Below are 19122 nucleotides of genomic sequence, written 5' to 3' on the forward strand. Positions count from 1 at the left end.
CAGACTTGTCCCGGCTTGACCAGAACCCCGCAGGCGTACTGCCTCTGCACGCGAGGCTCGGCCGAAGGCGTAGGTTCCTCAGGATCATCCGAAGGTTGTGCCCGACACGTTGAGTGCAAACTCATACCGTACATCGGCGCTGCCCGTCGTCAGACGGTGCATGCACGGCGCACGGCTTGTTTCGTCATTCGGCTTGTGCGACAGGCCCTTCCATCAGGCGCCGATGGTGACGGCGCCGCTTCATCGAATAGGAGAAAGCTTTTGAGGTTGAGGATAGCCGTGCTTGCCCTGATCGCGACGACAGCCATATGCCTGAGCAGCACTGGGCAAGCGCATGTGAGGGTCGGGGTTTTATTGGGTATTCCGCCCCCCCTCTTTGTCGTGCCGCCCCCGGTCGTCTATGCTGCACCTGCCCCCGTCGTCGTCCAGTCGATCCAGCCAGCCCCGGCCACCGTCTATGTCGAGAAAACGCAGACGAGTCCGCCGGCGGATACCTGGTGGTATTGCCCGGTTACAAAAAAATATTATCCATACGTGAAGGGATGTTCGAGCGGCTGGGTGGAAGTACCCGTGAGGCCAACCGGGCCGAAATGATATGAGTGAAATGAATTCCATCTCCCCGCAATCGCGCGCGAAGCGGGGCGCGTCTGCGGTACTCGCCGCGGTGGTCAGCCTCACCGGCATCATCGCTCTCGCCGGCTGTGCCGGCATGCCGACGGGCCCCACAGTGATGGCCCTGCCCGGCACCGGCAAGACTTTCGATCAATTCCGCGCCGATGATGCGACGTGCCAGCAGTTTGCTTCCCAGCAGACCGGCGGCGTGAGCACCCAACAGGCTGCAGCGACCAGCGCCCTCGGCGGCACGGCCGTCGGCACCGCGCTCGGCGCGGCGGCCGGTGCGGCGTTCAACGGCGGCCGTGGCGCAGCGGTCGGCGCAGGCGCAGGTCTGCTCGGAGGCAGCATGATCGGCGGCGGCATGGCGCAAAGCTCCGCCACCAGCCTTCAACGCCGCTATGACCAGGCGTATGTTCAGTGCATGTACGCAAATGGCGAGCGTGTGCCGGTCCCGCGCAGTGCCGCCGATGTGTATCGGCCGCAAGGCGAAGCGACGCGATTGCAGCCGGCCTACGACACACCGCCTCCGCCAACCTACGATACGCCGCCTCCGCCAGGTTGACCTTGGCACGCCGACCACGCTTGCGTTGTCGATCGAAGCGGGCGCATCAACGCTTACGCCATTCGACGCAACACATGTCCGGCGGCGCTTTTGAGGCTAGCGATCCTCTGCCGTTCATCGCTTAACCGCGGGCAGTCTGTCCTGAGATGGTGTGGTCCCACGCACCCGCGCTGCTAGAACTTCGGACCGTCTTGGCTTGGTTCGCGGACAAACCTCGAAATTTATCAGGATGCATCGTTTTCCTGATTAAAAACATGAACACCCGATTGTGCGCTTGTCCATTGACGCCACGCAGTCCGGCGACGCTTCCATTTGGCCCATGTAGACCTGCGTTCGTCAGATGTTGAGACGGCGCAAGGTATAGACGAATCGACTAAAGCACGAGAGAGACGCCAGTTTCCGGGGCCGGTCGCGAAAGACACACATCTGGCGCTCACGCCTTCGGGAGGGCTGGTGATATTCTCGGCGGGATTCTTCATGCAAGCAGCCAGTTTCGCGAATACATGCTTCGCGTGAGCGAGTTGGGAATATCTGCCTTCGCCCCCCGGTAACTTCGCAGCCGGTCGGTGACAATCCTGCGCGGCACCGGGTTTGACCGCAGCACCCGGCGTAAGAAACGCTTTGCGGCGGCCTTTTCCCGCGCCGCCTTTGCACCAGCCCGTCGAGTCCGGCGCCATGCTCATCGACGGCTCGCCGTGCGGCGTCAGGAACACTCCGTCCGGATGCCAGATGCTGCCGGGCTTGCGACGCGCCGCTCTGGCGCACTGCGCCAATCCAGCGCCGAACTTGTCGCACCGGCAACGTATCGTTACGTACGTGACCACGACACCATGCTCCAGCAACCTGTAATCCAACAGGCCGAATCCGCAATGAGCGCCCTTTACGGTCGGCCCGACGCGCGAACCGGGATTATCTGCAACTGACCAAGCGCCCCATGTTTGGCAGCCAATCCGATCACTCATCTAAGCAAGGTCCGTCTCGCTGAGAAAAGTGACCACAGCATTCGCCAGTTCGTCGGGCGCTTCTTCCGGCACGAAATGCCCCACTTCGGCCAGCCGAACCGTACGCGCATTTGAGAACGCGCGTTCCCAGCGCCTCAGTTCCTTGTCTCGAAACGCGACGTCCTTCATGCCCCAAACGAGCAGAGCCGGCTTCGTGCTCAGGACGCAGATGCCTGTCCATAGCTCTCCCAGCCACAGCGTCGAGGCCACGATGTGTTTCGGAAACATGAGGCAGCCGGTACAGTCTTCCGGCGACGCCAGCGGCCGTAGATAGTGCGCGTGCAGCGCGGGCGTCAATTTGCGCTTATCGGCGAATTCTTGACGCATGAACGTGCGGGCAAAGAAGTTGTAGCGCCGGATCAGGAGACGTCCGATCGGCCCGCCCATGAATGCACTGAAGGCGAAAAAGTGCGGGTCGCGGTCCACTGGCCACGCCCAGGTATTCATCAGAATGATGCGCGATACCCGTTCTGGGTGGGCGATCGCATACGCCAGCCCGATCGGTCCGCCCCAGTCCTGTCCGACAAGCGTGATGTCGTTCAAACCGAGGTTGTCAATCAATGCGCCAAGGTGATCGGCGTGATCCTCCGGCCGATAGCTCCAGCCAATGGGCTTATCCGAGAGCCCAAAGCCGATGTGGTCAGGGGCAATGCAGCGGTAGTCGTCGCGCAGCCGTTTGACGAGACGGCGATAGAGAAACGACCATGTCGGATTGCCATGCAGCATCAGAACCGGACGTCCGGTGCCCTCGTCGATGTAGTGCATCCGGCCTGCCGGCAGCTCGAAGTACCGTGATTCGAACGGATATTCCTGCACATCGATCCAGGTCATGATGTCGCGTCCCTCAGTTGTGCCAGCACGTAGCGGATGGATCCTTCAAAAACGGGTTGGTTGGCTCTAGAGTTCTCCCGCTCGCCGACGTTGCGCTGGATACACTTTCGCTTCTTCGACCGCACCACGGTTTGAGATGCCTCTGCATCCCTGTCCGCGGCTAGCAGCTTCTCGGCCGACGCGTTCGGTAACTTGACTGCAACGGTCTGCTCGTACCGATAGATGCTGCGCTTTCGACCGGCGTAGTAGGCCGGGTCACCGAGCGTCTTGCCCGCACCGGCACGCGAGAAACGCGACAGAAGCGCAACGAGTTCCGTTATATAGGCAGGATTGAACGTGGGCATGGGCTTCTCCGTCGGAAGCGAAACGTCAGACGGGCCTTGAGTCGATCGTCGGAGTATCGGGGCGAAGGACTGGTGCCAAGGCAAAATGCCTGTCCAATAAATGATAGTTCCATTGACGCTGTTCGCCTGAAAGGCCGACATGACGAAAACCCAATGAAAAAGGATTCGATAGCAATTTCCGAGAAGCGGCTCCATCAGGCGCGACAATAACCGGCGCCGCAGCGCTACTATGAGTGCGGCACACCATCGAAGAAATCTGACGGCTAATGGGCGTTGGCCGCTCGATCTTCCAACACTACTTGACCGAGGCGGAATGCGATGCCCGGCGGGCGGCGTAAGGCCATTCCCCCGGATTCACAGGTGCAGCTGCGGCAGCGGCGTGACCGTCTTCCGCATAATAGACCCGAACGGGCCGCTCCGGTCTCGGCGACCGCCGCGTTGTACGGCGTTTCGCCGACAAGCGTGTATCGGGCGTTGCATCGTTTCCTGCAGCCACATTCCGCACATAGGGCCGACTACGGCAAGTCAGCGCGTCTTGCCGCAGGCAGATCCAGAGCACTATTGCGAATTGATGGGGACCTTGTCACCCGCAGCAATGCATCGTCAGGCATGGGCCTGTCTGCGTCAGACAGGCCCATTGAGATGACGGTTTCCATTTACACCGGCGCCTGGTGATGGAATTGATTGCCAGTGATCAGAAACGATGCTGGATGCCCAGCATAACACCGGTCTGATTCACACCCGGCGCGACCGTGCCGCCTGCCGCAACCGAAACCGCGCTGGTCTGGCTGTTCACAATGTAGCCCGCCAGCGCGTACACGAATGTGCGCTTCGAAAGCAGATAGTTCACCCGCGCCGCGACCAGCGTTCCGTTCGAGATCCCATGCGCAATGTAGTGCGATACCTGGGCATCAAGCGACCACTGAGGCGCTGGCAGATAGTTGATCCCCCCGAAATACAGATCGGAGCGCATCGATGCGGCCGCAGCGTCGACGCTACGATGAATCCAGCCCACCCCCAGCCTGGCTTGCGCGAACCGGTAGTAAGCGTCGACCACCGTATGCGTATCGGTGAAGGCGCTGCTCGTGAGCGGCGCGGACGCTCCCTTTTCACCACGCATCTGGTCGTAGGATCCCGCGACGCCATAATGGATGCCCTCGTAGGCGAGCATGCCGGTGAACCGCTTGCAGGCCAGATAGTCACCCGGCACCTGGCCGCCGTAATTGGTCGCCGGCGGACCGGCGGGCCCGGGCTGTAGGTCGCGCCAACCGTCAGTCCACCAAATTTCCCGGTGTAGGAGATCGAGTTGTCGCTTCTCGCATTAGCCAGATACGGAAATCCGCGCGCATGTGTAGAGACGTCCGAATTTTCTAGACCGAATGATCCGAAGCCCACGGGCTCGGAGCCCCCGAGGCTGGGGGAACCCGATTTCACGCCACCGTGGTCATTGGGCAGTGGCAGCAGTCGGAGCCGGTTGAGCTTGCTAGCTAATCCGCGCGTCCGCGCAGGCCGTTGATGTCGGAGGAGATTGGCGGTGGCCCGGAGCACGCAGGTGTGTGAACTCGAGAATCGATGCTCTACCCAGCCGTAGCCTAACGAGCTCGAGGAGGTGTTTCGGCGCCGTCCTCAAAAAACTGTGACGTGTGGTCGATAAACGCTCTCACCTTCGGGGGTAGCAGCGTGCGTCCCATGTAAGCCAGGCGGACCTCAGCCGCCGTATCTGCGATCTCGAACTGCTCAAGCAGGCGAACCAGCCGTCCGGCCTCTATATCGTGCTCTACCAGCGTAATCGGAAGCACAGCGACACCAAATCCCTGGAGCACGATGTCACGATTAAACATCGGGTTGTTCGATGTAATTTCGTAGTGGATCGGGACCGCGACGTTTTCATGCTCCGTTCGAAAGGTGACGAATGGCTTGTGCATCGAAGGCGGAATAGTGACGAATACGTGCCCTGCGAGGTCAGCCGGATGCCGAGGCCGCGGGCGCCTGCCCAGATAAGCCTCCGTGGTTACGATCACCAAAGGCAGCCTGTGGAGAAGTCGCGTCACGGCCAGATCCGTCGCCAGCATGAAAGGCATAACGATACCGACGTCGTAACCATCCGCTGTCAGGTCGACCGCCCGCTCGGTCAACGTGGCGTCCACGGTAATGCTCGGATATTTGATTTTGAACGACGCGATTAGTGGTGCGAGCCATGTCAGCGCGGCTGTCGTGTGTGCGACCAGCCTGAGGACGCCCGCAGGCAGTCGACCTTGACTTGCCGCATCGGCTTCCAGACAGTCGAGATCGTCCAGGATCCTCGTGCAGCCGTTGTAAAAGCGCTCTGCTGCTTCCGTCAGAGAAAATTGTCGGGTGGAGCGGTGAAAAAGCCGGGTTCCGAGCCTGTCCTCCAACGATGCGATCGCCCGCGAAACGACCGATGGCGATAGGTCCATCATTTCGCCAGCACGCCGAAAATTCTTGACCTCTACAATGGCGCGAAACAGGCGCAAGCTTTCAATATATTCCATAATTTTAGCGTTTCGCCAGCGGCGAGAACATTGTGACCGGACGGGGTAAAGGTAGATGTTTCGTCATACTGAAAATCCAATTGAAAAAACATGTGCTCGGACGGTACATGTCAACCAAAGCGCGGCTTATAGATGCGGTACACAGTTTTCGATGCCACTTGCGCAAGCGCCAATGGTTGAGCGTTCATAAACGGCGAGGCGGCCCCACGGGCGCGCGGAGAGCTCGGCAGCATTGACATGGGTTCCCGCCACGACCCTGCCGGGCGCCGCGGCCACGACTGGAGATCGGTAGCGAGACGCGCAAAATCTTCCGCAGCGGGGGAAGGACTGAGCGCACCTGCGATGGCGCACGGCAGTTCTGAGGCTCGCGCGATGCAGGGATCGGCTCTGATATAGCCTCCGTCAAGAACGGAGGTAGCCAGATAATCGCGGGCAGCTCCACTGATGCTCTTCAGAACCGCCTGAGCGTCCGCTTGATTCTCGACCCGGTTCATAACGATGCGGAACTGTGCGATTCCCTGCGTGAGATGCAAGCGCTTCATTCGAACGTACGTGTTTGCCGCTGCATCCGCTGTCATCGTCGTGACGATCACCACATCGTGAGCCTGCGAGGCAAGCGGTGACAGTGCGCCATCGTCGCTAAGCGCAGCGTCGATCAGTACGACATCAGGAGCGGTGGCGGGCGCCGCGTCATATTCGATGACACCGTAGCATTGTTCATTCCTATGGCCGGGGCCGGTGATGGCGATCGGCGATCGACTATTTGATACCGGCAGCACATGCGGCAGCCTGCCATTCGGCACGGAAGCGATTCTGCCCGCTGCCCGGATCCCGCCGAGCACCGCGCTCGCCGATCCGTCGCCAAGACACTCGTCCACCACGAGCACGTCCATCCCCTGCTTGACCAGCGCTATCGCAAGATGGACGACGGCAGCCGTGCAGCCCGATCTTTCAGAGCCGCCTGTGACAGCGACAACACGAGCGGTATTTTTGGCGAACGTCTGGCACAACGCGAGCGCCTGTCCGGAGACTGTATCCTTCACTGATTTCCCACGTATCGAGACCTCCGCGCACATCACGAGTAGCGTTGACGACCCGCGCGCCGTCAGTCATAACGACACTACCATCGCTCGCTTCATCCACGAGCGAATTGTACGGTCTTGTGTCACAAATGACAATGCGATCATATATGTCCTGTATGTTAGGTATGAGCAATAACTGAAAGAAGCGCGAACGGCGGGTCGGCCCGAATTCCCCGGTTCGTTCTTGCACGTCAGGATTGAGATGCTGTGCACTGCCTGAGAATGGCGGTAGCGGTAGATCTAGCCGGCTGCAGCAAGCCTTGACGCCGTGCATTGGAGTTGCCTCGATCAGCAGGCGAAGGTACCCGGAGGTACGGCCAATGTCCTGTGTGGTGAGGGGTCGAGCGGCATCTGTCCATGCCTCCAACTGTGCCCGGGACAACTTATAGAGTGGTCGCGTCACCTTGGCGACAGCCCCGCCGCCGCCATGCCACGTTCACTCGGAAGGCGTTGCCGCGGGAAATGGGCCGTGCCAGTCCATCCACTCATATGAGTCGCTATGGTGCGCCCGTGCCCAGCTCCTTGCTGTACTGGTACTGGTTGCCTCGATGAGGTGGTTCGACACCGGACCCGGTTCGTGCCAGGCCTTTGTAGCAGAGCGGCCCTCGTACAAAGTGGCCCTCTGACTTTCGCGGTTCAGCTGGGTACGTCCGGGCGATGATTGTCCGAGATGCTTTCTTCCTGCTGTGGCCACAACACAGACGAAAAAAAACCGGCAAGCACTGTCTGAAGCACCTTGTCGCTCACCGTTTGCGCACCGGACATCCTGAAGACCTGCACGCCGTCGCACAGGCTTATCAGGCCAACCGCGAGAGCCTCAGCGTGCAGGGGCAACGGCCGGCCGTTGCGCCCCGAAAGCATGCGGATGTGCGCGCTGATCTGTTCCAGCTTTTCCTGCCGGAACGCGTTAATGCGCTCCCGGAACCGGGCGTCCCGGCACGCGAGTAACTGGGCCTCGACCCAAAGTGGAAAGCAATCGTCTTCAGCAAGAGATTGGCTGTAGTACGCGGTGGCACGCTCCTTCATTTCATCTGGCGTGCCCCCCTCCTGCATGATCGCCAGGAGATTCGCCCGCGCCCTATCGCCGTCGCGGCGCAGCAACCTGATCAGCAGCTCCGGCTTGCCCCCGAAGTTTGAGTAGAACGCGCCGCGCGTATAGCCAGCCGCCTCAGCGATGTCCTCCACGCTCGTTGCGGCCAATCCTTTTTTAATGAACATCTTCCGCGCAGCCTCAAGCAGGCATTCTCGCGTCTGCTCCTTGCGCTGTGCCCGTGTCAGGCGTTCCTGCTTCATGGCATAAAGTACTGGTCAGGCCGGCATCTGCGGTGCCGCGAGGTCGGTGCACTTGTCAGATAACGGGTTTCGCAATGATTCCGTCGACGCCCGATTTGGCTGCCTGGCGGTCTATGTGACATTAGACGCAGCTCTGATTTTATTGTCAATACTGGTAGCGAAATGTGTACTTTCGTCGGCGCAATTGGGATTCAGATGCTGCCCATTGATACGTTCCCAGTTGCGTGTAGGGCCCTTCGAGCGCAGCGGATCACCTGGCGCGCGCTCTCATCGATCGCCGCACGTCGATCCTGGACCTCCTGTCAAGGTTCGCGTGGTGCTGGGCCGGCGTGACGAAAACGGATCGCGCTGTGCACCAGTCGTGCTACCCGGGTGCGCGCGGCGAACAAGGCGTCGAACGTCTGCAGCGGGCAGGCGGGCCGGTACACGAGCGTTTTGAACAGCGAGTCCGAGAACGGGTTGTCGTTGCTCACGGCCGGGCGGCTCAATGACGGCATGACGCCCAAGGCCTCGAGGGTACTATGCTTGCTTTGCCTTGCTTGTCATCGTTCTTCTCCTTGCTTGAGTTTGACCTGCTCAGCACGGGATTCGTTTTTGGGGCAAGCTCAAACGGCGATGGTCTCGAAATCACCCTCTCCAACACCCGGAAGCTGAAGGATGTGCAGCGCTTCGTTATCCAGTCTGATTGCGCGCGGCCCCGCAAGGCCTTCGGGGGACTTGTCGACAACCGGTACATGCACGCCGTATCGTGCGAGCAGGTTGGCGATCGTTGCAGCGACAAGTCCGCAACCCACCGACAAAACGTCAGCGGTTAGCGGTATGCCCAATCGGCGGACGAACGCAGCCATGCCGCCGTTTCGGCACGACGGCGCGGCCCTGTTCCTCGCTGCGGTGTCCACAGTCCCTCCCGACGTCGTCTGTTGTACTCGGGCCGCTTTTAATGACCCTATGGTCGTTTCCGAGCGTTTGGTCAACATAGACATTAGAATCTATACTTAAACATAGTCAAGCCTGGATCCATAATGCCGATCACTAAAAAATCTCGGACAGCAAAGCGCCCCACCCGTACGGCACCGGTCGCCCCGGTTGCCCTCGACGAAGGACGGGAGCCGCGCGGCGCGCGGCGCAAGCGCGAGACGCGTACGCGCCTGCTCGACGCCGCCCTCCGGCTGATGGCCGAAAAGGGCATGGAGGGCGTCGCGATCAATGAAATCACTGAAGCCGCCGATGTCGGCTTTGGCTCGTTCTACAATCACTTCGAATCGAAAGAGGCGATTTACGCGACGCTTGTCGACAACGTGTTCGAGGAATTCGCGAACATGCTGGATCGGCTCGCCGGCGGCCTTTCCGATCCGGCCGAGGTGATTTCCGTCTCCGTGCGCCATACAGTCGTGCGCGCGCGGCACGATCCCCTGTGGGGACGTTTCCTGATACGTGAAGGGTTTTCGGCGCGCGCGATGAGCGTCGGGCTAGGCCTGCGGCTGATGCGCGACATCGGAAACGGCATTGCCGCGAAACGCTTCGCGGTCGCCGACCCGTTTATCGGATTTATTGCGGTGGGCGGCACGGTCCTTTCTGCGATTGCCGCCGAGCTGAACTTCGCCGCTCCGGGCGCACCCGCGGGAGGCGTACTCAAGGAACTTGGCTTTAGCGGGGAGCACCTCCCTGAGCGTACGGCTGCGGTGCTGCTGCAGACACTCGGGCTCAAGCGCGCGGAGGCGGAGAAGATTGCAGCGCGTCCGCTGCCGGTCTTGGAGGAGACTGTCGACGCCGATTGAATTCAGATGTCCGGCGCCATTGGTCTGATCGGCCTGAAGTCAGCCGGGTGCGGCCCGGCGGAGAAGCCCGGTGGGCCGGTAGCGATGACAAATCAATCACCTGCTAAAGCCTCGACCCTAGCAATCAGCTAGCGCTCCTTGTCATCGAGAGCTTTGCTGTGGAACTTCGAAAGGGTGGAGCGCTCGCGACACGGCTCTGACAGGATCAGCGGCTCAGGGCTAAAGCGGCCACGCATGGAGTCGATAGTTGAGTGGTGTGATGGCGGCGTTCGCACCAGCGATCAAAGAGCACGATGCATACTTCATCGACCTCCTTACGCAAGCAGGAATCGTCGTTCCCGCTGCCGTTGCAAGGCTCGGTCCCGACGATCTTGAATGTTCCCGCGCAGGTGCGGTGGCGGTTTCGTTCCATGTTCCTTCCGGTGCGCGGTGCGCCAATTCCTGTATTGGTTCAGCCCGCCAGAGCCGGGCATGACAAGACCGAACTTCCCGTACTCGCAGGCACGCGCGCCGGTGCAGTCGCCGACACGATCGCCGACGCCGAAAATTCCCGGACGGCGTCGCCAATCTGGGCGCCTATCCTTCTCACTGCGACTCGATGGCCGTTGACGAGTGCATCGTAGCCGGCCGATACGGGCTGGCTGACTATGCTGCGGCAGGTCAATGTTCGTGAGTCGTTCGACTTGCGTACACTCCAGGTGACGTCAATCAACGCGTGTGAGCCCGGCCACGACTCAAAACGCTGCACGTCGACGGAGACCTGATACGTGCGAGCGTCCTCAGCATGACCTGGCTGGAACGTGTCGGGTCGGCCCGTCGGCCGAGTTGCGGCCGCGAGCAGCGCATTGCGCAGCTCGTCTGCAAGCGGCGATGCCCAGCGCTCGTCTTCCAGAATCCTGACGCGCGCCGCATCGTCCTGTACGACGATCTGGCTCCTTGCCACTGAAACCGGCACCTTCGCCACGCGCATGTCGATCCAGAAGGCAGGACTGACCGTGACGCTTTCACGCGTCGGTTCCCTGTCAGTGCCGAGGGTATAGAAGCGGGCCGGCGGGGAAGCACAGGCGCTCAGCGCGGCCAGAGCCACGACGGTTGCAATACGGGCGACCGCGCGCCACGCGCGGGATTGGATGAGGTTCACCGTTGATCTCCTTTCTTCCCGAACAGAAGCGCCTGGGGATGACGTTCCAGATAATCGGCGAGCGCATTGAGGGATTGCAGGGTGCGCGTGAGTTCCTGCATCGCATCCTGGACGTCCGACTGCATGGGCGCCGTCTGCCGGAGCGTCGTTTCGGCGGTACTGAAGGTTTTCTGCGCCGCCGCTAGCGTGTCGCGGGCTTGTGGAACGACCTGTGTGTCCATGTGACCAAACAGCTTGTTGGCGTTTTCAAGTGCACCGTTAAGGTTGGCTCCGATCTTGTCGAACGGCACCTGATTCAGCTTCCTCGCAATGTCGGCTATCTGCACCTGAAGTTCGTCAAGGGTGTTCGGCACAGTCGGCAGTTCAATAGGATTGCGATGTACATCGACACTCGCCCGAGGCGCTTTCGGAAACATGTCGAGTGCCACGAATAGCTGGCCTGTCAGCAGATTGCCGGTCCGCAACTGGCCGCGCATTCCCTCCATGACGAGGTGTTCCAGCAACTCATGACCACCCTGCGAGTTCGGAGCCGGTAGCGCTTCGTTGGAGCGCCGGCTGAGCCGGTCGGGATACAGCGCCAGCGATACCTTCATGCTGAAACTCTTCTCCTTTTCGTTGTATTCGATACCGATGTCCGTCACCTGCCCCAGCGCGATGCCTCTAAGGTCGACAGGCGCGCCGACAGACAGGCCACGCAGCGACTGGTTGAACCGCATCACGACATTGAGCGGCGCGCCGTCGGGCTCGCGCATCGCGTCCGACTCGTCCGATGCGAGCCGGAACACGGCCTTGTCCCCCGCCGGTTGTCCGGCGTCCTGACCCGGCGGCGACTGGAATGCCAGGCCTCCGACAACCACCGTCGCCAAAGATTGTGTATTGAGCTTCAATCCGTTCGAATCCAGACGAAGGTCAACACCGCTTGCGTGCCACCACCGTGTATTGGTGCCGACATACTGGTCAAACGGGGCAGTGACGAAAACATTGACGATGACGCCGGTGCCATGCGGATCGAGCGAGAAGCCGACCACCTGGCCTACCTTGACGCGATGGTAGAAGATCGGAGCGCCGATATCGACGGAGCCCAAAGACTCCCCTCTCAGCGTGTACTGATGCCCCCGCTGCCCGGAAGTGACAATAGGCGGACTTTCGAGCCCGACAAACGCGGCTTGGCTTTCCGAAGACTGCCCGACGTCGACACCGATGTACGCGCCGGACAGCAGCGTACCGAGGCCCGAGATGCCGTTAGCGCCCACGCGCGGACGAACCACCCAGAAGCGCGTGCCTCGGTTCGCGAACTTTCCTGCCTGCTTGATCAGATCGATCGTGACGATGACATGCTGCAGATCCTTTGACAGCGCGACCGACCGAACCGAACCGATCTCCACGTCCTTGTATTTGACCTTCGTTTTACCCGCTTCCATGCCCTCAGCGTTGCTGAATGTGACCGTCACCGTCGGTCCCTTGTCGGTGACGGATTTGACTACCAGCGCAACACCGATCAGCGCACAGATGAGTGGCACTAACCAGATGAGGGAGGGAATCCAGCGTTTTCGCGGTTTGATGTCAGGTCTGGGTGGCGTGGGAAGATGCATCGATCGTGGAGTGGGTAGAAAATATGAGGTTATTGAGAAGCGCGGAAGCCGCTAAAGGAATTCGTTCATGGCCGTGAACCACGCGCTGGCTCGCAGCGCACGTTGTCCCAGATCAGCCGCGGATCGAACTGATGCGACGCGAGCATGGTGAGAATCACCACCGCGCCGAAGGCCAACGCGCCCGGACCGGCAGTGACAACGGCAAACGAACCGAAGTGCACCAACGCGACCGTCAGTGCGACAACGAAGACGTCGAGCATCGACCAGCGGCCTACGCACTCGACGAGCCGGTGCAGCCTCGCGCGTTCGAGCGGTTGCCAGTCCGGACTGCAACGGGCCGCTACGATCTGCAGCGTGAGAATCGCGAGCTTGAGCATCGGCACGACGACGCTGGCGACGAACACAACGACGGCGAGCGGCCAGTCGCCTGAAGTCCAGAAGTACGCCACACCGCCGAGGATAGTGTCGTCCTCCGAGTGGCCGAGGGACGCCGCGTGCATGATAGGCAACAGGTTCGCGGGTATGTAGGCGAGTGCCGCGGCAAGAACGAGGCTCGACGTGCGCGTCACGCTATCGGGATGGCGCGTGTGAAGCATCGATTCGCACCGGGAGCAGCGCTGGTCCGACGATCCCGCAATGTGCTTCTGCACCAGTCCACAGGTATGACACGCTACGAGCCCGGCGCGCCGCGCCGTCCAATGCACCGCCGGCGCGGGCTTCAGCCCGAAGAACCTCAGCCGTCGCGAGGCGCACCGGCGCTTTACCCTGGTCCAGCGGATCTCGGTGGGTTGTCGAAGCTTTATTTCGTCCCGCGCTGACCACAGCACGCGCGGGTCGAAAGCGCCGAGAAACGCCAACATCAACGTGAGTGCGCCGAATGCAAACAGTCCTGGCCCAGGGATCACCTGCGCCATGCTGACCATTTTCACGATCGTGATGACCACGCCAAGCATGAACACTTCCACCATGCCCCATGGCCTGATGATCTGCACGACGCGAAGCATTCGATTGAAATGACGTACCACCTTGCCAAGGCGCAGCGGAACAAGCACATAGAGAAGCGCGAGGAGTTCGATCAGCGGAAACAGGATCGCTGAGCACAACACCATCGTTGCGACGATGCGCATGTGGCCCGTCCATAACGCCCACACCGCGCCAAGTAACGTCGCCTCCGAGGTCATACCGTTGGTCTGCAGTTGTATGACCGGGAAAGCCTGCGCTATACAGAATGTGATCAAAGCTGCGACGGTGAGCGCACCAATCCGGTCGAGGGGCACGCTCGCTCCCTGCGTTCCTTCCAGGCTCGCACGGCAGCGCGAGCAACTCGCAGCCTGCCCGTCCCGCAGCAGAGGCTTGCGAAACAGCAGATCGCACTCGTGACAGGCGATCAGTTTCTTATATTCCATACTGGGAACTGGACAACCTGAAGTTGTGGCGCGTTCGATGCACGTGAAGTCCGGCTTGACCCTTCCTGTACGTCGGCGCATTGTTATTTCGGATTGAAAACGACTGCTCCGATACCGGCGGTACAGTCAAGGAAAAGCGGCCTGACTGGCAGGCCGCCCTCCGCGGCTTCATCGACGCGCGATCATTGCGTCGACGCTGTTTGCGGCTGGCCTGGCGGCAGTTCGCCCATCGACTGGAACAGTGCAGCGGTATCGGTCATGCGCTGGCTTGCCGCGCGCACGGCGCCGATCTGTGCGCTGAGAAAGCGCTGCTCGCTGGCATGCTCCGCTGTTGACGGCAGCGAACCCATGCGGCGGCGCGACGCGGTATCGTCGAACGCCGCCTGCGCGGCCTGTGCCGCTGCTGCAGTCGACGCGAGTGTCTGTGCGTCGTTATCCAGCGCGGCAAGCGAATCCGCGACATTCTGGAACGCCGACAGAACGGTGGACTTGTAGTTCAGCACCGCCGCATCGTAAGCATCGATTGACGCCTTGCGGTGCGCGAACAGCGCGCCGCCATGGAAAATCGGCTGCGACAGTCCCGCACCGATCGCCCACAGCCCGCCCGCGCCCGAGAGAACCGCCGGCCAGCTAAAGCCGCCGCGGCCCATCGAAGCCGTCAGCGACAGGCTCGGAAAGAGCTGCGCGGTCGCAGCACCGACATCGGCGGCAGCGGCTTTCACGGCGGCGTCGGCTGCCTGAACGTCGGGGCGCGAACGCAGCAGGTCCGACGGCACCGCGACGGGCACGTGTTCAGGCAAGCTCAGGCTGTCGAGGTCGGGAACCGCCGGCGCGTTGTCCGGCGTGCGGCCCATGAGCACCGCGAGCGCGTGAATTGCCGTGGCGCGCTGCTGGCGTAACGCAGGAAGACTCGCCGCGGCCGAAGCCGCATCCTGCGTCGACCCAAGCGCCTGCACACGCGAGACCGAGCCGAGTGCGTAGCGTTGCTGGTCCTCGTCCGCGGCCGTCCTGGCCACGGCGACGAGCCGTTCGGTGAGCGTGATCTGGCGATCGAGTGCCGCCACGCTGATCGTCGTACCGACGATGTTTGCCGCGAGCGCGCGCCGCGCCGCCTCCAGTTGATACGCCTGCACGTCTACGCGAGCGGCGCTGGCCGCGTTCGCCGAACGGGTCGCACCGAACAGGTCGAACGTGTAGGACGCGAGAAACTGTCCGGCAAAAAAGTTGTAGCGAACCTCACTGGGGCCGAGGCCGGGCACAACCGGTGAACGCCCGCGATCGACCTGTGCGGCAGCATCGATTGAAGGCAGCGTCGATGCGCCGACCTGGGCGCGCAGTTCCTGCTGCGCGGCTGCGAGCGTGCGCTGCGCAGCCCCGAGCGTGGGGCTGTTGCCCAAGCCTTCCTCGACCAGTGCACTCAGCGCGTCCGACCGGTAAAGCCGCCACCATTGCGGAACGCCCACTGCGCCGACATCGAACTGCTGCGCGACGCCGGACGCGGTGACGGTCCTGGCCGGTTGTGCTTCGGCACCGTAGTGCACGGGCGAAGGCATCGCCGGGGGCGCGCCGTTCGGGCCGAACGTGCAGGCCGTCAGTGCGATGGCCGCAGCCACGGCCATCACGGATGTCTTATACGAAAGTCTCATCATCAATTCTCCGCATGTTCGGCGACGACCGGCTGCACCCCGCGCTCGTCGTGCCGGACCCTGAAGCACGCCGCGTACAGCGCGGGCAGGAAGAACACGGTCAGTACTGTGGCGATCGTGATGCCGCCCATCAGTGCGGTCGCCATCGGACCGAAGAAGCCCGAGCGCAGCAGCGGAATGAGGGCGAGCACGGCGGCCGCAGCCGTCAGCATGATCGGCCTGAAACGCCTTATCGTTGCGCCGATAATCGCGTCGAAGCGCGCATGCCCTGCCGCGATATCCTGATCGATCTGGTCGACCAGAATCACGGAGTTGCGCATGATGATGCCGAACATCGCAATCACGCCCAGCAGCGCGACGAAGCCGAAGGGCTTGCCGAACAGCAGCAGCGCGGCCACGACGCCGATCAGGCCGAGCGGCGCCGTCAGCACGACGATGAAGGTCCGCGCGAAGTTCTTGAGCTGGATCATCAGCAACAGCAGCACGGCGATGATCATCAACGGCATTTCGGCATTAATCGACGTCTGGCCCTTCACGCTTTCTTCGACCGCGCCGCCCACCTGAATGCGATAGCCGACCGGCAGCCTGGCGGTTTGCGCCGCGAGCGCACGTTCGATGTCGTGGGTCACGTCGATGCCCTGCGCGTCGCCGCGCACGTCCGCCTGCACCGTGATGGTCGGCTGGCGGTCACGTTGCCAGATGACGCCGTACTCGAGCGTATTGCGCACGTGCCCGAGCGAGGCGAGCGGCACCGGGCCGTTGGGCGTCGGCATTGCGAGGCTCGTAAGCTGTGCCGGGTCGACGCGTTCGGTTTTTGGCGCACGCAGATCGACACTGATCAGCTTGTCGCGCTCGCGGTACTGCGTCACCGTGTAGCCCGACAGCGTCATCGCGAGGAAGTTCGATACATCTTCCGAGCTGACACCAAGCTGGCGCGCCCGGTTCTGGTCGATCTCGAACGAGATCGAGCGCTCCGCCGGCTCGTCCCAGTCGAACTGCACGTTGCGCGTACGCGGATCAGCGCGGACCTTGTCCGACACGTCTTGAGCGATCGATCGCACGGTTGCGATATCGTCGCCACTGACGCGGAATTTGATCGGGAAGCCGACCGGCGGACCATTCTCGAGCCGGGAAACGCGCGCCCGCACGCCGGAGAAATCCTTCTCGAGCTTGCCGTCGAGCCAGCGCATCAGTTCCTCGCGGTTTTCCACGCTCTTAGCCGTAATCACGAATTGCGCGAAATTCGGCTGCTGAAGCTGCTGGTCGAGCGTCAGGTAAAAGCGCGGCGCGCCGGTGCCGACGAAGTCGACGAAGTGGTCGATTTCGGCTTTGCCGTCCAGCACCGCTTCCAGGCGCTTCGCTTCACGCAGCGTCGCTTCGAACGAGGCGCCTTCCGGCAACCGCAGATCGACCAGCAGTTCCGGCCGTTCCGAGTTCGGGAAGAACTGCTGCGGCACGCGCGTGAAGGCCAGCATGGAAATCGCGAAAAGCACGACGGTGACGCCGAGCACGACCCATCGACGCTCGACGCACCACGCAACCCACCCCGACAGGTGCCGGTAGAAGCCGGTGTTGCCGATTTCATGCGGATCATGGTGTGCACCGCCGGGTTCAGGCTTGCGTTCCGGCAGCAGGTAATAACCCAGCAATGGCACCAGCACGACGGCCGCGAACCACGAAACGATCAGCGCGATGGCCGACACCTCGAAGATCGAACGCGTGTATTCGCCCGTGCTCGATTTGGCCAGCGCAATCGGCAGGAAGCCGCATACGGTGACGAGCGTGCCTGTCAGCATCGGGAATGCCGTGCTGGTATACGCGAACGCTGCCGAGCGCGCCCGGCTCCAGCCCTCCTCCAGCTTCACCGCCATCATTTCGACGGCGATGATCGCGTCGTCGACGAGCAGGCCCAGCGCGAGTACGAGCGTACCGAGCGAAACCTTGTCAAGCCCGATATTGAACATGTGCATGCAAAGCGCCGTCACCGCCAGCACGATCGGAATCGTGATCACGACGACCATGCCCGTGCGCAGGCCGAGCGAGACGAGGCTCACGACCAGCACGATCGCCACCGCTTCGCCAACCGATTTCACGAACTCGTCCACCGAGTGCTTGACCGCGTGCGGCATGCTCGACACCGGCGCGAGTTTCAGACCCGCCGGCAGCGTGGCCTGCAGTTCGGCGGCTTTTGCGTCGAGCGCCTTGCCGAGGTCGATCACGTCGCCGCCCTTTTGCATCGTCACGCCGATGCCGAGCACCGCCTGGCCGCCAACGCGCATCTGGGTCGCCGGCGGGTCGTCATAACCGCGCGTGACCTTCGCGATGTCGCCCAGCCGGAACGTGCGCCTGTTGATGGTGATCATCATGTCCGAGAGCGCCTGCACGTCCTTGAACGCGCCGCTCGGACGCACGAACACGCGGTCGTCGGCGGTCGTGATGGTGCCGACGGGCGCCACGGTGTTCTGCGCGTCGATCGCCTGCGCGAGCTGTTGCGGCGAAATCGAGAGCCGCGTGAGCTGCGCATTCGATATTTCGACGAAGATGCGCTGATCGGGGTCGCCGAAATAGTCGACCTTGGCCACCCCGGGTAGGCGCAGCAGGACCGTGCGCAGCTTGTCAGCGTAGTCGTGCAGTTGCGCCGGCGAAAAGCCGTCGCCTTCAAGCGCATAGATGTTGGTGTAGACGTCACCGAACTCGTCGTTGAAAAACGGGCCGACCGTGCCCTTCGGCAGCGTCGCGGCAATGTCGCCAACCTTCTTGCGCACCTGATACCAGGTTTCCGGCACTTCCTTGACGGGGGCCGAGTCCTTCATGGCGAAGAAGATCATCGACTCGCCGGGCGCGAGTAGCTCTTGATGTTGTCGATGTTCGGCGCGGCCTGCAACTGGCGGCCGATCCGGTCAGTGATCTGTTCCTGCACTTCGCGCGCAGTCGCACCAGGCCAGTAGGTCTTGATCACCATCGTGCGGAAGGTGAACGGCGGATCCTCCGACTGCGCGAGTTTTCGTATAACCGATCACACCGAAAAGCGTGGCGAGGCCAATCAGAAAGATCACGAGCTGCTGATGACGCAGCGCCCAGGCGGAAAGATTGAAGCCGCCTTCGCCAGATCCTGTCTTCGCCGGAAGACGGGACAGGCGCCGGCTCTTGCGCACGGATTCATCGTCGCGTGAGTTCATGACGGGGAATCCTCCGGATGGCAGCGGCCGCCACACCTGCCACATGCTGGCCTGTGCGTCACGGCGTGTACGCCCTGCACCATGACTCGGTCGCCGTCGTGGAGGCCGATGCGATGGAGACCGCGCTCGTCATATCGCT

Annotated in this window: 14 protein-coding genes and 2 pseudogenes; 3 read left to right on the forward strand and 13 right to left on the reverse strand. The window is 61.9% G+C overall.

Annotation, left to right across the window (positions count from 1 at the left end; all coding sequences use genetic code 11):
• The first annotated feature begins 595 nt into the window (after nt 1–595).
• The gene (locus B0G81_RS37510) at nt 596–1177 is read left to right on the forward strand and encodes a YMGG-like glycine zipper-containing protein (protein WP_134142933.1); all 582 of its coding nucleotides are present in this window, start codon (nt 596–598) and stop codon (nt 1175–1177) included.
• Between the two features lie 224 nt (nt 1178–1401).
• Here B0G81_RS37510 and B0G81_RS45640 read toward each other — a convergent pair.
• The 8 genes and pseudogenes from B0G81_RS45640 to B0G81_RS43985 form a co-directional block, all read right to left on the reverse strand.
• Nucleotides 1402–2004 (reverse strand): annotated as a pseudogene (locus tag B0G81_RS45640) (DDE-type integrase/transposase/recombinase); the annotation flags it as partial.
• A 135-nt stretch (nt 2005–2139) separates the two neighbouring features.
• Nucleotides 2140–3009, reverse strand: a complete 870-nt coding sequence (locus B0G81_RS37515; RefSeq protein ID WP_134142934.1) for an alpha/beta fold hydrolase — start codon at nt 3007–3009, stop codon at nt 2140–2142.
• The gene (locus tag B0G81_RS37520) at nt 3006–3353 is read right to left on the reverse strand and encodes a hypothetical protein (RefSeq protein WP_134142935.1); all 348 of its coding nucleotides are present in this window, start codon (nt 3351–3353) and stop codon (nt 3006–3008) included. The genes B0G81_RS37515 and B0G81_RS37520 overlap by 4 nt, the downstream gene beginning before the upstream one ends.
• 694 nt (nt 3354–4047) lie before the next feature.
• The gene (locus tag B0G81_RS37530; RefSeq protein ID WP_134142936.1) at nt 4048–4638 is read right to left on the reverse strand and encodes a porin; all 591 of its coding nucleotides are present in this window, start codon (nt 4636–4638) and stop codon (nt 4048–4050) included.
• Nucleotides 4639–4945: 307 nt separating this feature from the next.
• Nucleotides 4946–5866 carry a LysR family transcriptional regulator gene (locus B0G81_RS37535; protein ID WP_134142937.1) on the reverse strand — a complete coding sequence of 307 codons (921 nt, stop codon included), beginning with the start codon at nt 5864–5866 and terminating at the stop codon, nt 4946–4948.
• Nucleotides 5867–5976: 110 nt separating this feature from the next.
• Nucleotides 5977–6909: a MinD/ParA family protein gene (locus B0G81_RS37540; RefSeq protein ID WP_134142938.1), complete on the reverse strand. Its 933-nt coding sequence runs from the start codon at nt 6907–6909 to the stop codon at nt 5977–5979.
• A gap of 675 nt (nt 6910–7584) precedes the next feature.
• Nucleotides 7585–8241 carry a TetR/AcrR family transcriptional regulator gene (locus B0G81_RS37545; RefSeq protein ID WP_134142939.1) on the reverse strand — a complete coding sequence of 219 codons (657 nt, stop codon included), beginning with the start codon at nt 8239–8241 and terminating at the stop codon, nt 7585–7587.
• A gap of 302 nt (nt 8242–8543) precedes the next feature.
• On the reverse strand, nt 8544–8714 hold the full coding sequence (locus B0G81_RS43985; RefSeq protein WP_166679119.1) for a hypothetical protein: 171 nt from the start codon (nt 8712–8714) through the stop codon (nt 8544–8546).
• 48 nt (nt 8715–8762) lie between these two features.
• Between B0G81_RS43985 and B0G81_RS44960 the strand changes: the two genes are divergently transcribed.
• Both B0G81_RS44960 and B0G81_RS37555 read left to right on the forward strand, forming a co-directional pair.
• The gene (locus B0G81_RS44960) at nt 8763–9056 is read left to right on the forward strand and encodes a hypothetical protein (protein WP_243856734.1); all 294 of its coding nucleotides are present in this window, start codon (nt 8763–8765) and stop codon (nt 9054–9056) included.
• A 207-nt stretch (nt 9057–9263) separates the two neighbouring features.
• Nucleotides 9264–10019, forward strand: coding sequence for a TetR/AcrR family transcriptional regulator (locus B0G81_RS37555; protein WP_134142941.1), 756 nt, complete (start codon nt 9264–9266; stop codon nt 10017–10019).
• A gap of 451 nt (nt 10020–10470) precedes the next feature.
• Here the strand turns inward: B0G81_RS37555 and B0G81_RS37565 are convergent, their stop codons facing one another.
• From B0G81_RS37565 to B0G81_RS37585, 5 genes and pseudogenes are all read right to left on the reverse strand, one after another.
• Entirely contained in the window at nt 10471–11160 is a 690-nt protein-coding gene (locus tag B0G81_RS37565; protein ID WP_166679009.1) for a PqiC family protein, read from the reverse strand.
• Nucleotides 11157–12752, reverse strand: a complete 1596-nt coding sequence (locus tag B0G81_RS37570) for an MlaD family protein (RefSeq protein ID WP_134137625.1) — start codon at nt 12750–12752, stop codon at nt 11157–11159. Before B0G81_RS37570 ends, B0G81_RS37565 begins: the two co-directional genes overlap by 4 nt.
• A gap of 65 nt (nt 12753–12817) precedes the next feature.
• Nucleotides 12818–14158, reverse strand: coding sequence for a paraquat-inducible protein A (locus tag B0G81_RS37575; protein WP_134137628.1), 1341 nt, complete (start codon nt 14156–14158; stop codon nt 12818–12820).
• Nucleotides 14159–14340: 182 nt separating this feature from the next.
• Entirely contained in the window at nt 14341–15804 is a 1464-nt protein-coding gene (locus tag B0G81_RS37580; protein WP_134143330.1) for an efflux transporter outer membrane subunit, read from the reverse strand.
• Nucleotides 15805–15806: 2 nt separating this feature from the next.
• Nucleotides 15807–18983, reverse strand: a pseudogene (locus B0G81_RS37585) (efflux RND transporter permease subunit).
• Nucleotides 18984–19122: the final 139 nt, after the last annotated feature.

The organism is Paraburkholderia sp. BL6665CI2N2 (assembly GCF_004366535.1).
In the GTDB taxonomy this organism is placed as follows: Bacteria; Pseudomonadota; Gammaproteobacteria; order Burkholderiales; family Burkholderiaceae; genus Paraburkholderia.